General features: G+C 33.3%; 13 protein-coding genes. 7 read left to right on the forward strand and 6 right to left on the reverse strand.

Going from position 1 to position 14,082, the window contains the following annotated elements; genetic code table 11:
* Positions 1-80 precede the first annotated feature (80 nt).
* Positions 81-767 (reverse strand): agmatine deiminase family protein, encoded by a 687-nt coding sequence (locus CYP05_RS02785; RefSeq protein WP_258031500.1) that lies wholly within the window; start codon positions 765-767, stop codon positions 81-83.
* Positions 768-900: 133 nt separating this feature from the next.
* Between CYP05_RS02785 and CYP05_RS02790 the strand changes: the two genes are divergently transcribed.
* From CYP05_RS02790 to CYP05_RS02820, 7 genes are all read left to right on the forward strand, one after another.
* Positions 901-1,488 (forward strand): hypothetical protein, encoded by a 588-nt coding sequence (locus tag CYP05_RS02790; protein ID WP_103641928.1) that lies wholly within the window; start codon positions 901-903, stop codon positions 1,486-1,488.
* Between the two features lie 14 nt (positions 1,489-1,502).
* Positions 1,503-2,759 (forward strand): hypothetical protein, encoded by a 1,257-nt coding sequence (locus CYP05_RS02795; protein WP_181001157.1) that lies wholly within the window; start codon positions 1,503-1,505, stop codon positions 2,757-2,759.
* Positions 2,760-2,769: 10 nt separating this feature from the next.
* Positions 2,770-4,095, forward strand: a complete 1,326-nt coding sequence (locus CYP05_RS02800; RefSeq protein ID WP_103641929.1) for a PD-(D/E)XK nuclease family protein — start codon at positions 2,770-2,772, stop codon at positions 4,093-4,095.
* Positions 4,096-4,125: 30 nt separating this feature from the next.
* Positions 4,126-4,743 carry a hypothetical protein gene (locus CYP05_RS02805; protein ID WP_103641930.1) on the forward strand — a complete coding sequence of 206 codons (618 nt, stop codon included), beginning with the start codon at positions 4,126-4,128 and terminating at the stop codon, positions 4,741-4,743.
* An 84-nt stretch (positions 4,744-4,827) separates the two neighbouring features.
* Positions 4,828-5,724 carry a hypothetical protein gene (locus CYP05_RS02810; protein WP_103641931.1) on the forward strand — a complete coding sequence of 299 codons (897 nt, stop codon included), beginning with the start codon at positions 4,828-4,830 and terminating at the stop codon, positions 5,722-5,724.
* Between the two features lie 130 nt (positions 5,725-5,854).
* Entirely contained in the window at positions 5,855-6,202 is a 348-nt protein-coding gene (locus tag CYP05_RS02815; RefSeq protein ID WP_087579742.1) for a hypothetical protein, read from the forward strand.
* A gap of 227 nt (positions 6,203-6,429) precedes the next feature.
* Entirely contained in the window at positions 6,430-8,448 is a 2,019-nt protein-coding gene (locus tag CYP05_RS02820) for an AAA family ATPase (protein WP_103641952.1), read from the forward strand.
* 181 nt (positions 8,449-8,629) lie between these two features.
* Here CYP05_RS02820 and CYP05_RS02825 read toward each other — a convergent pair whose 3' ends face one another.
* The 5 genes from CYP05_RS02825 to CYP05_RS02845 form a co-directional block, all read right to left on the reverse strand.
* Positions 8,630-8,914 carry a helix-turn-helix domain-containing protein gene (locus tag CYP05_RS02825; RefSeq protein ID WP_103641932.1) on the reverse strand — a complete coding sequence of 95 codons (285 nt, stop codon included), beginning with the start codon at positions 8,912-8,914 and terminating at the stop codon, positions 8,630-8,632.
* Complete coding sequence (locus CYP05_RS02830) at positions 8,911-9,177, reverse strand: type II toxin-antitoxin system RelE/ParE family toxin (RefSeq protein ID WP_103641933.1); 267 nt, start codon at positions 9,175-9,177, stop codon at positions 8,911-8,913. Before CYP05_RS02830 ends, CYP05_RS02825 begins: the two co-directional genes overlap by 4 nt.
* 417 nt (positions 9,178-9,594) lie before the next feature.
* Positions 9,595-10,776 (reverse strand): ATP-binding protein, encoded by a 1,182-nt coding sequence (locus CYP05_RS02835; protein ID WP_103641934.1) that lies wholly within the window; start codon positions 10,774-10,776, stop codon positions 9,595-9,597.
* 405 nt (positions 10,777-11,181) lie between these two features.
* Complete coding sequence (locus tag CYP05_RS02840; RefSeq protein ID WP_103641935.1) at positions 11,182-12,762, reverse strand: DUF4435 domain-containing protein; 1,581 nt, start codon at positions 12,760-12,762, stop codon at positions 11,182-11,184.
* A 23-nt stretch (positions 12,763-12,785) separates the two neighbouring features.
* Positions 12,786-13,982 (reverse strand): ATP-binding protein, encoded by a 1,197-nt coding sequence (locus CYP05_RS02845; RefSeq protein WP_103641936.1) that lies wholly within the window; start codon positions 13,980-13,982, stop codon positions 12,786-12,788.
* Positions 13,983-14,082 lie beyond the last annotated feature (100 nt).

Consider the following 14,082-nt stretch of genomic DNA (forward strand, 5'->3'; position numbering starts at 1 on the left):
TGTAGCGCACCGCCAAGCTCTATGATTTCGCATAAATTTATCGTCTCTATCGTGCAACCGCTATAAATTTTATTGATCTGCTACAGCGCAACATTGTCATCATCTATGCCGTATATTGGAACTATTAAAATATCCTTAATTTTAATAAAATTTAAGTAAGCACCACAGTCTCTCTTTTTAGTGAAAAATCCCTTGCAATACTTCATAAATTTCACATCCAAGCCGCTCTTTTTAAGCGCTTTTATGAGCCTATCATTAAAGCTTTTACTCTCACTTGAAAAGTCATTTACTAGCACACTATTTTCATCTATCCATCTCACCATGGCGTCGCTGTGCCCTAGCATATCGTAAGGCTGCTTTGGTATGATGATGAGCTCATTTAGCGCGCATTTTTGCTTTATGGTCTCAATGATCCCTGCCTTTGTTTTTGATGGATTTTCTCTAAAAATTTTATCAGTCATGATGGCTTTGCATCCAAGCCTTACGAAATTTCCGCCATCAATCACTAAATTTATATGCTCTTTTAATGGATGGATCTTTGTTCTTAGGTGGCTATATTTATCATTCTTTAGGTAGTCTGGATCGTAGTCGTAAGAGATAAGGCGCCCATCATCAAGCAAAATCGGCATAAAGTCCCTCATCCAGATGTCTTTAGTCTCTAAAAACTCGTATTTGACCCCGTGTCTGTCAAATATCTGGCACAAGCTTTTGGCTGTTTTGGCATGGTGCTTTGCTAAAAGTGCGGAAAGTAGGATAGTTGGCTGCATATTTGCTCCTAAATTTGATAGTTTTGTGAAATTGTACTAATAAATTTCTAGACATTTTTTGTCCATTTGAGTAGCTATAATTTCACAGATCGCAAAAAATGTATCGGCGATAAAAATCAAAAAAGGATAATCAATGGTCTACGAGCAACTTAAAATTCTCACACAAAACAGCGACAAAAAGGCGCTCTCAAAAGCACTTGGCTACGTAAAAGAGCAAAATTTCACAAGAGCACTTGCAAATTTAGAGGCAGCAAAGAGCCTTGATGAGTTCATAACAAAGGGGCACTTTGACTGGGCACACAGCTCAGTAACGCTCATTCTAGCCCTTAGCAAGCATTTTGGTCTTAACATAGACGCTGAGCTTGGCAAGGTGCAAAAACTCTACAATGAGCGAGTAAAATTTAGAGGCTCATATATCTATATAGATACGGATTTTAGGCGCAAGGGCGAGCCTATATTTGCTCTTGCTATGGCGCAGCATTTAAGATATATCAGCCTAACGCCGTTTTTAGATGAGCTTTGTTTTAAAGCATTGCACGAGCAGCTAAAAGTCATCTCAAATATCACTAAAAACTACTATCAAAAAACAAAAACTCTACCTATTTTTGGAGCTATAACTGGCTTTAAGCTCTATTTTCTAGGCAAAGATTATTCACTTGATACAAACGGAAATTTTACAGATAAAGAGATCGCCGAACAAATTGCGACGATTAAATTTTAGATAAAGGATAGGTTATGAATTTATCAGGACGCTATGAGCGCATTCATAAATGTTGCAGATGTTGCAGGATTTACTATGCAGATTATATTATAGACGAAAATGTGATGCTGGAAAATTTGGCTAAAAACTTAAGCCAAGATGAGCTTGATTGGCTTTTGCAAAACCATACAGAGCTTTGCCTGAGGGTAAATCACCATCTTTTTGAGTACGATGATCTGGCTCGCTCAGTATTTTTTAAAAGTAAAAAGAGAGGCCTTGCGGTAAAAATTTATAAGATCGCACAAAGCTTTTGTAAAAGCGGTATGGACTACGCTTTTTTGGCGATAGCTATACATAAAAGCTTAAGAGCCAAAAAATGGTGCAAGGAGCTTTTAGCTATGGCGGAGAACAACATAAAAGACGGGCTTTGCCTTATAAATATGCTAAATTTTATAGAGATCAAAGTCTTGTGCGGACAAAAAGCCAAAAATTTCTTGCAAAACGCACTAATGGCGACAGATTTTAAGGCGGATTTTTATCTTGATATGGCGCTGGAGCTAAAGCAAATAGGTGGCTTTGATGAGTTCGCCTATAAATTTTATAAAAAGTGCATAGAGAAAGACAAACATGACTTTTATCTAAGTTATGCTCACGTTTTTATAAAAGACAAGAGCGAACTAAAAGCACTCGGCATAAAACCAAAACAAAAAGAGCAAAAAAGTGTCGTGGTCTCAAAAGAGCATAAAAGCAAAGACGAATATCTAAGCGAGCTAAGAGAGACGAAAGAGTTATATAAATTCTATGATGTTTTAGATGATATGGCGGAAGAATTTGGCAAGCAAAGATGGATATTAGAGCTTTATAAAGATGGCGAAATTTATGCTAAAACCGCGGCTGACTATGCCTATATGGCAAGTAGCGTTATGTGGGATTTTAAAGATAAAATTTACGCAAGAGAGTTTTTAGCTAAAGCCGTAAAGCTCTTGCCAGATCCTAGAGAGACGTTTTTTGTGCTTGATATCTTAAAAAAGCTTGGCGATAAGAAGCTTTTAGCTACAGCTTGCGAGAAGCTACTTAACTTGCCCGATCCTAGTTATATGAGGATAGCTAGCTATCTAAAAAATATCAATCCAAATTTAGCAAAAGAGTGCGCCGTAAAAGCCGTAGAAAAAGCCAAAACTAAAGTTGAAATTTTAGATGCAGCAGCCGATGTTCTGTGGATATTTAAAGATAAAAAATGGACAATCAAGATAGTCAAAAGCGGTATAATTGACGCGGTAGATCAAATTTAAAGGAGATGTGATGGATGATTTTTGTGATAGAGATAAAATAAATGATTTTTTTAATGGTATGAATAAGTATGTACAAAAAGAGATAGAAAATAGTCGTAGAAATGAATCAGATAGATCAGACTACAATATCTTTTTGGCGCTTCATAAAAATAGTGATGAAGTCAAACATACAAGATTTATTCACTCATTATTGGATCCGAATGGTTACCACTATTTGGGTAATGAGTTCTTGCGTAAATTTTTAGAAGCTTGTGGCATTGATGATTTTGATATTAGCAGTGTCGAAGTGAATAGAGAGGAAGGGAATCAAGAATATGGGTATATGGACCTTTGTATAAAAAATGGTAAAAAATGCATAATTGTTGAAAATAAAATTTATGCAAGAGATCAAAATAGCCAAATGAAAAGATACATAGATTATGTTTGCAATGAATGTAAATATAAACTTAAAGATATTCTCTTTGTATATCTTTCTTTAGATAGAGAGAGCGTATCAGATAATAGCAAGGGTGATTATAAAAATAATGCTATAAAATATATTTATTATTCAGAAGAGATAATAAATTGGCTTAGAAATTGTCTTAAATCAAAAATCACAGCTAGTCTTAAGTTTTCTATAGAGAGGTATATTGATGTTATAAATTCGATTTATGGCAAGCACACATATGTAAAAGATGAAGCAAGTTACAGATATATAGAAAAACACTATGATAAAGCTGTAGAAATTTACAAAAAACATAACAACTTGGATAATTCTGTAATAAAAGAACGTATAAGTACGATAGAAGCTACTACAAATAGGATTATAGATGGCTTTATGAATTATCTATCAAGTGAATTTAAAAGGTTTAGAAGAGATGATTTGGTTGCTATTAATAATATAAATAACAAATATCGCAAAAACAATACTTGGCTTGAAATATATGACGAGGCTTGGTGTGACGACAAGAACACACAGGATGAGAAATTTATACTATTTACAGTTTTTAACATAGATAATCAACTCTTTGTCGGAATAGATACGCATAAAAATATGTATAGAAAAGGGCTTAAATGGCAAGAAATTTGGGCAATGATTCGTCCGAAGGATGTGTCTTATGGCAAAAAGAATTTCTTATTATACGAAAAGCTAGAAATTAATAAAAATGTAATTTTAAATGTCAAAGAAGATTTTGCAAAGGCTATACTAAAAAAAGAAATATTAGCTAGCGAGTTATCTAAGAGCATAAAGAAGTTTGTTGATAAACACAAAGATACAATAATTAAGATAAACAATAATAAAAAAGATAAATTTTGGAAAATAGTAAAGGAAAGACTCGAAAAGATAAACCACTAAAAGACACTAAAAATAAAAAATGGAGCAAATATGAAAAAATTTTGGGGTCTTAGGCCATATATGGAAGTTAGTGATTTTATATCGTCAGTAAAGCCAAAACAGCTGCTTTCTAGTGAATTTAACAACATCTTGTCAAAATGTGAGGATTTTAGAGAGTATTTGTATTTGGTAAGGCTAGCTTTTGATGAGCTTGAAGATGGCGAAAATAGGCAAAAGATAATAAAAACTATCCTAAAAATGGCGCTACAAGTATGCCAAGATCCTTGGGGATATTTTTATATAGCTAGAAGTGTCTATGAAAATTTAAACGATAAAAAGCTTGCCAGAAAGATCATTGTAAAACATATAAAAACATTTAAGATAAATGATTATTTCTTGCTTTGCAAACAAAATATACTTAGTAAAAAACAGATCAAAGCAGCTATAAAAAGTGCTTTAAGCTCAGACATGAAAAGGCAAAGATTTATAAATTTGCTAGATAGATTAAGCGAGATAGATAAGTATAGTTTGGTGTGTAGAAAATTTTATAAAAAAGCCAATAGGCTACCGATAGACAATGACGCATATGACGAAGAGTGTTTTAAAAAAGAAGAAAGAACATGGCAAGCGCTGGATCAAATACGCAATAAAAACATTAAAACAAAATAGCAAATTTAAGATATAAATAGATAAATTTAGACACAACCTGACCGTTTTTGCCATTATAATATCCTTTAAATTTAAAGGACAAAAATGGAAAAATTTACAAAAGAACAAAGGCAAAAACTAAATAGCATAAACGAAAGGCTTTATGACCTTGAGCGCCGTGTCGTGCCTCGTGCAAAGCAGATAAATATGTCGGTAAAAAATGTAAAAGAGGCATGTGATCATTTTTGTGAGCTATTGCTCTATTTTTACTCAAAGGATGAACTTCTCATGCGATATAGGCAGTTCATGGTTCACATAGATGACTACTTTTATACGGAAAATCAAAACGAATTTAGAAACTGGCCCACACATGAGATGTCTGGCGAGTGGCACTGCTGGTTTTACCACTGCTTATACGATCACACTAGCCTTAGCTGGGACGAAATTTTGACTATCGACAGGATGGAGGGCAAGCTTCGCTCATGCTACGACTATACGCCTATAGATCTTTGCCTAAAAAAGCTAGAGTGCAGCGAGAGAGAAGAGTATATCTCTGATGCTAACAAAGATCAGTGGGAGCAGATAGAAAAGATAAATAAAGCGCTAGCTAGCTATCAAGATATCCTAATAAAAGATGCAAAAATGCTTGAAAACAGGCTAAAAGCAAGGGTTGAGGGTGGATTTATCGAGGATTATGCTATGGAATTTCGTTTGGTCTTTCGCTTGCGTGAAGACGATCTAGATTATGATGAAAATGACGATAATTTCTTAGCTATCATAAATGAGCCTATCGTCCCTGGCGAAATGAGCAAGAAAAAGAGCCGTTGGACGCAAAACTGTAATGAATATTTTGGTAGCTCTGTCTATTTTGATAAGAAGGCATATTTTTGCTATCTATTTGCAGCTTTTGAAAACAACACACATATCAATAAGATCAAAGACATACTGCGCATAGGCTCTGTTGATATGGCGCTTTGCTGGGATGAATACTATGAAATTTAAAGTAAGACAAAAAATATTAAATTTTAATTCAAATTTCTAGATATAGACATTTCTTGTCCATTTTGATTGTTATAATTTCACATGTCACAAAGATATCTTGACAAAAAATAATTAAAACAAAGGAGAAAAAATGTCAAAGAAAAAAGTTGTTAAAACCGCTCCTATAATTGAGCAGTTTGTAGATTTAGCTAGCACACAAAGAGAGCTAGCAGATGAACTAGGAGCTAAGTTTTTAGAATTTTGCAACACATACCTAAATGAAAAATGTGTTATTGCTAAAAATGAATTTACTTACCAAGACTCTTTTTTGCCAGCAAACCTAACTATCGAAGCCTACACTAAAAAGCCGACTTCTAACATAACAATGGTAGATGCATACATTGGTAATGTGCATTTTAGGTTAAATTGTGATTATTCATATGAAGAGTATGATGATGACCGTTTTAAAGATGAGCTAGTTAAGTTCTTAAATAAATAATATTTTGCAGTAAAAATGAACCTACAATATAAGATTATGCTAGTATAGTGTAAAAGCTCTGAACTGCTATACAGCAGCGATGCACAGGAGTAAATAAAGAGCGTTTTAGGACGCTCTTTTTTAGTTTTTCTTTCACAACAAATTTCTCAAATTTTATCTTTATGGACATAAAAATGTCTTTTCTGCTAAGTAAAATAACTCCAACAAAAGCAAAAAAGGAGCTTATCATGCAAAAAGAAAATTTTTTCGTAGATAATGAGATATATGAGCTTGCAACACTTTGGGTGCTTCGTGCCATTTTTTATGCTGGAGGTGAGAAAGAGTTTTTAAGATGCCGAAGCGATGATGTCTTAGAGTTTTTGGGAATATATACAAGTGAGCCCAAAGAAGAAGACATCGAAGTTCTCAAGACTAAACTCGAGCTCCTTGAAAAAAGCAAAATTTCATGCGAGCTAAAAGAGCTTGAGCACAATCTAAATTTACTTCAAGAAAATTTAGGTCTAAATGAGACTGAGAAAGAGATCTTGAGATTTGCCGCGATCATGTATAACTATGAAGTAGTCTCAAACGCTTGTGATCTGCTAGGAGAGCTAAACACCAGACAGGCCATAAAAGCTATCTCAAAGATACTAAAACTAAAATTTAGCGATGTGCAAAATGCTTTTAGAAAAGATGGGGTTTTTGCTAGGACCTCGATACTAAAAATAGATAGTTACGGACGCAGTCTAAGGTCAAAAACTGATGTTATAAATAATAGTTTCATGGGTGATTTGTTTGTTGAGTGCAAAAGCATAGACGAGATATTTGAAAGTGCGATAAAGCCATGCAGCAAGACAAATTTAACTACAAAAAATTACCCTCACATAAAAGAAGATGTGAAAATTTTGCTCTCGTTTCTAAAAAATGCCACTCGCAAAAAGCAAAAAGGAGTAAATGTGCTACTTTATGGCTCTGCAGGGACTGGTAAAACCGAGTTTAGTAAAGCAGTAGCTAGTGAGCTAAATTTAAAGCTTTACGAAGTAGCTTACGATGATGGAGATGGCTACGCAAACGAGTACCAAAGGATAAGATCGTATTGCCTTGCGCAAAGTGTATTGTCTGCTGGGTCAAATTTACTCATGTATGACGAAGCAGAAGATATATTTAATACCAAAAATGATGAGAAAAGGCAGTATGGCAAAGCCTTTATAAATAGATCTCTTGAGACTAACGAAGTGCCAACTATCTGGATAACAAATAATATCCTTGACATGGATGAAGCTGTAGTTAGAAGATTTAACCTTGCCATAGAGATAGGCATACCAACTGAAGATGTAAGAGCTAAGATCATAAAAAAATATAGTGAAAATTTGATAGATAGTAAGCTCGTAAAAAAGCTAGCTAAAAATCAATTTGTAGCTCCAGCAGTCGTTAGTAACGCTAGCTTAGTCGTTTCAAATTTAAACACAAAAGACAAAAACAAAGCCTTTGAGCGAGTGATAAACAACACACTAAAAGCACAAGGCTACGACGAGATAGAAAAAGATGAGAAGCCAAGCGTCGATCTGCCAAGCAGCTATGATCCAAATTTCGTAAACTCAGACTGCGACCTAACTGAGCTAATGCAAGGCATAAAAGCAAGCAAAAATGCAAGAATGTGCCTTTATGGCGTGCCTGGAACTGGCAAAAGCGCTTACGCTAAATTTATCGCTAAAAGCCTAAAAAAGCCGATCATCATCAAAAAAGGAAGCGATCTTTTGTCGATGTTTGTAGGAGGAACTGAGCAAAATATAGCACTAGCTTTCAAAGAAGCCAAAGATAAAAAAGCCGTGCTAGTCTTTGACGAAGTCGATAGCTTTTTACAAGATAGAAGCATGGCTGCAAGAAGCTGGGAAGTAACTCAAGTAAATGAGATGTTAGTGCAGATGGAGAGCTTTGATGGCATCTTTATCGCTACGACAAATTTGATAGATAATCTTGATAAAGCCTGTCTTAGAAGATTTGATCTAAAGCTTGAGTTTGGGTATTTACTGCCAGAACAAGCGCAAAATTTATTTAAAAAAGAGTGTGCGCTGCTAAAAGTCAAATTTGACGAAAATGCAAGCAAAAAGGTCTCAAACCTAGGCTTGCTAGCGCCTGGAGACTTTGCTAGTGTGAGAAGACAAGCTAAATTTAGACCTATAAAAAATGGCGAAGACTTTTGCCATAGACTTGAGCTAGAAGTCGCACTAAAAAATGAAGAAAAGAGTGTGAAGATAGGGTTTTAGGGATGATCCCCAACGAGGTATTTTTGTCTGACTTGTCAGACAAAAAGTATCCTCGCCCAGATGAAATAGAAGATGACTTTTTGATAGATGATATCATATGTATGCGAATAGTGGGCCGGTTATGGATTTTGCTTTTTATTCTCTATTGATCCATTTGAGATATATGATAAAACCTTAAAAATTATTGCACAAAATTTACATCCAGCCTATATCCAGCAGCATTAGCATAGGCATTTAAAGTAGAGATTGTTGGGGAAATTTTAGAGTTTAGGCTCTCTAGTCTTGAGATGTTGCTTTTACTAGTATTCATCCTACTAGCTATCTCCTCTTGAGTCAGATTTGCCGCTTTTCTGATCTTTATAAGCTTTAACTTTAAATCAAATTCAACTTCAAGTCTATCGTATTCTTTTTTTACTTCATCTTTTTCTAATGCTTTTGCTTTAAAATCTTCAAATGTTGGTCTCATTTTATCTCCTTTGCTCTTTGTATGATGATCCTCATATCTTTTTTAGGGATAGTGTCTGATTTTTTAATGAGCGTATGTAAAATCACTATTTCTCTATTTATGACATTTACAAAGACACTTCTTGCAATACCTTCTTTACCTTTTGCTCTAAACTCGAATAACTCATCGACAAAAGGTGCGCTATGAGGTCTGCCCAAATTTGGTCCAACCTCCCTAGCCATTTCAAGTATGCGAAGTAAATTAGCCAAAATAGTATCTGGCAAAGATAATGTCTCATCTTCAACGCTCTTGTCATAAAACGTGATTTTCTATAATTGCTCTTTTATGTAGGCTACATTATCATATTTGATAACTTATTGTCAAATATGATAACTTTTAAGAATGCATACTCTTTTTCTCTCCTTGATAAAATTTACCTCTTCAACTAAACCATTTAGGATTTTCGAAATTACAGCTCATCGTAAATGCTCATAGTAATCTTGTTAGATTTAATATCACAATTACAAGCTAGAAGAATTTTTTCTATTTTAGAAATACAAAAACCAGTTTTTGCTTCGTTAAATCATTTTTTCAAATCTTTTGAAAGTTTAGATACTATTTCCGATATTCTAAAAAGATATAATCCCTCCCCCTTTAGGCAACTATTGTTCTATTTGGCTTATCTTACACGTATATAAACCCTAATACAAAAACCCAAACAGCCAAAGTGGAATTTTATTTCCAACCCCTACTTCAATATCATCTGCTGCTATAAATGAATCTGGCATATCTTTTATCTGCTCAAAGCTCTTTTTGGCTCCACCTATTTCAAAAGTAAATTTATCATCCACTATAAAGTCGCCTTTTTTTGAGATATTTAACCTATGCATAGCTTTTAGCTGATTAGCAAAAAAAGTCTCTCTTATTGTGCCAGCCTTACAATCGTCACTGTAAGCGTAAATTAAATTTGTATTATTCATATATATTTTTGCCGGCTTTACTAGCTTACTAAGTCCTCTACTTTGTTCATCTATCATGCTTACTAGCTTTGCATCGTTTAAATAGGCAATATAATCATACAGTTTGGCTCTACTTATCTCAGCAAGGGCCGCAATTTTAGTATAATTCACCTCAAACGGCTCGCTTTGGCAAACTACTTCAAGCAGTTTTTTAAGCTTATATGTATATTTTTGCTCAACTAACCCAAGAGACGTTAGATCTACGTCTATACTTAAATTAATAGTATTTAGTAAGCTTTCGTAGTATGAGCTTTGCTTATTAAAGTAGAATGGATAGTAGCCAAATTTGAGATATTTTTTAAATAGATTTTGCTTTATTTTTAAGTCATTTGCTATTGCCTGATGGTCTTTTAGTATTGTTTCTAGGGCAAATTTATCTATCGTCATACTATTTTCAAGCTCTAAAAACTCTCTAAAACTAAGTCCCTCTAGGCTAAATACGCTAACTCTACGCGATAAATCGCTCTTTGCATTTAGTATGCTTACCGCTGATGAGCCCGTAAAAATTACATTTAAAGGGCTCATGTCATATATGGTTTTTAGATGCGCAGCAAAATCTTCGTATTTATGCACTTCATCTAGCAACAGATATTCACCACCATTATCTACAAATTCAAAAGCAAGTTCGCTAAGACTAGTAGAACCCAAAAATGGATAATCAAGACTTATGTATAGAGCCTTTTTATTTTGAGCTTTTAATTCAAGTAGCTTTTGAAACAGCATTGTAGTCTTACCAGCTCCACGAGCTCCCACTATACCGATAAGCTTCTCACTAAAATTTATTTCACTGTATAAATAACGCTTGTATGTTGTATTAAAATTTTTAAGAAATCTTTCTTGATACTGCTCTATTAAATTTAACATTTTTATTCCTTTATGTAATTGTCTATAAACGTAGACAATATTGAGGCATATTAACATGAAAATTTTTAATTGTCAATGTCTATAAACGATTATACTTTCATATAATCTTCAAAAATTTATGTAGTTTAGCAAACTTGAGTTGGACGACAATTATTTTATCTGTCGGTTTATTAAAGTCACTATGAAACTTTAGATATACTTCTTTTTCTGTCATTATCTACGGGCTTATTTCAAATACTTATATTACAATCCTTAGATATTTAGGACCGCAATATAATAATCTTATATTTGTGAGTTTATTTGATATGCTTATTAGTATTAGTAAAAGCAAAATTTTATCAAGTCTTACTTTTCTACAATAAAGCAATCTTGCTTGCGAGATGCGAAAAAGGCCGTAATGAAAAATCAACTTAAATCAATATCTCTTGGTAAATAGTTAGAAAAAATTTTAACTACCGTATTTTTATCTTCTCTCTCCAGAAAGCGCAACACTTGATTACAGTATTCTTTATTTTTTAAATTGAAATAATGCCCTACGCTTTCTACAATTCTTTTTTCATTGAAAATTTTTAATATTTCTACATAGTCTTTAGCTTTATCATATATTATTAATTTTTCTTTTTGTATATCATCTATTTTAATTTTTGTACGTATGTCTTCGTATATTGTTTGCAAATCACATATTTCTAGCATAGATAGTTGATATTTTAATTCCGAAATAACTGCATTATTGATCTGTTGCTGTTTTTGCTTTAAAAATCTATCTCTAATTTGTCTTTCTAATTCTAGAAAGTCAAATTTATCACATGCCATTTTGTTTGACATAAATTCTATAAGCTCTTTCACTATAAATAAATTCTCAACTTCCGCAACTTCTATTGCGAATACATTATCTTTTTTATATTTAGATATCTCGTATTCTGACCTAAAATCTCTATCTATTAAACCAAACGCCTCATTATCGTGCATATTCTTTATGGCATTAAAAGCTTTTGTGTATTCAATAACCTTTTCACAACTTCCGCAAGGTATTATTTTATAATTATTGTAGATTAATGCGTATAAACGCGTGTCTAAACTATTACCATTTCCTTCTACAAAAATTATTCTTTTTCTGCTTCCTAATATATCAAAAAGCATATCCTCTGGAAATATATCGTCATTCACGTACTCATATTTCCACATCCCACTATTATATTCTTTTACCCAGATAATGTCTGATCCTGAGTGATTGGCTGCAAATTTTGTGTCATGAGTTATGTATATAAATAAACAATCGTTTCTAATTTTTTCTAACTCACTCCAAAGCTTATTCATTATTGAACCATGCAAGTGCAACTCTGGCTCATCTATTATTATAGTTTTATTTTCTGGTATGCATAAAACCTGTGCTGCCAAATAAAGTACCGAACGTTCACCATCGCTCATCTGCGTTGCAGAATATTTTTCACCATTACAATTACAAATAGCATAAAACTTGCTATCCTCTTCTATAATGGCTCTATGTGGGAAAATGGCCCTCCAAATAGACTTTAATTTATCTAGTGAATTAAGTGGAACATTTGGTTTTTCTTTGCCTTCACATTCAGCCTTTTTACAGTTTTCAACAAACTTTGAATTAGTAGTATTTTTATTGGCCAATAAAGCAGATAATACATAATCAAAATCATCAATAAGTTTTGTCACATATTCTTTACCATCCGACCAACGAAAATTTTTATTCAACGAGTAGTTATCGGATGCATCTTCATATGCATACATGAAACCATTAATCGAAGCCTTTTCACTTTTTAAAGGGACCTCCTCATGAAAATTTAATTTTCTTTGACCACCTATTCTGTGAATTTTATCTAGATCCTGCTGCTCCATCCATGCTCCAAGTCTACTTTTGCCAGAACCATTGGCACCTATAATTATTACACTATTACTTTCTATTGATCTTAGATCAAATCCACCATCTTCTTTTGGTATTTTATATTCAAACACAACATACTCCTAGTTTTAAATTATTAATACAAAAACCCAAACAGCCATAATGGCATCTTACTTCCGACACCAACTTCAATATCATCTGCTGCTATAAAAGAATTTGGCATATCTTTTATCTGCTCAAAGCTCTTTTTTGCTCCGCCTATTTCAAAGACAAATTCACCTACTATAAAATCTCCGGCTTTGCCCGAGTAAATTTCAGTGATATTTCCAAGCTGATTGGCAAAGAATATTTCTCTCACATTTCCTATATCAGAGCTGTTTATATACATTAAATTTGTATTTTCAAGGTAAATTTTATCCGCCTTATCCATATTTTTTATAGCAAGCTCTTTTTTCATTAAAAGCCTTATGAGCCCAGCACTATCAAGCATAGCAAGATACTCTTTTAGGGTTCTATCGTCTCTTATATCAACAAGCGATTTTAGACTTGAGTAGTTTGGTTGATACGGGACGTTTGTGCTTATAGCATGAGTTAAGATCTTTAGCTTTCTTGCCGTATTGCCGTTTAAATTTGGATATATACTTAAAAGATCACTATCTATCGTAGCTTCTATGCTTTGCCTTAGAGTCTGATAAAAGACAGTATCATTTGGCATATCATTATAGTATGGGTAGTAACCCACCTTTAGATACTCTCTAAAAAGCTTAATAACTGCTAGCTCTTTTTGTTTTAAAGTATTAATGATATCAACAGCTATATCCTGATGGTTTGCAAGTAAATTTGTAAGCTCAACCGCTTCTAGATTTATGTCGTATCTTAGCCCTACATACTCCCTAAAACTCATTCCACTCATCTTATATACTATCGCTCTTCTGTTTAGATCATGAGAGCTTTTTAGCACTTCAAGAGCAGACGAGCCTGTAGCTACTATGTTTAGATCTTTAAAATTATCATAGGCAAATTTTAATACTGCAGATATATCTTTACTTTTATGAATTTCATCTAGGTATAGATGCTTTCCACCATTTAGTACAAACTCTCTTATAATCGAGGTTATATCATTTGATATCTCTATGTCATCTAGGCTTAGGTAAAGACTATCTTTGTTTTTACTAGCTAGCTGAGCTAGTGTAGTTGTTTTACCTATTCCTCTTTGCCCAAGGATAACGATAAGTCTATGAGATAAATCCTTGGAGTCTATAAAATATCTTTTAAATTTATGGTTGTTTAATCTTATAAGGTCATTGCTTTTTAAAAAAAGTTGATCTAACATGACTTATTCCTAAATTATGTAATGTAATACAATTATATCACAAAAAGATATGGGATAGGATACAAATATGGTTGATCTTAAAAGCCTAAACGCTTCTTTA

The organism is Campylobacter concisus, assembly GCF_002913545.1.
Taxonomy (GTDB): Bacteria; Campylobacterota; Campylobacteria; order Campylobacterales; family Campylobacteraceae; genus Campylobacter_A; species Campylobacter_A concisus_AV.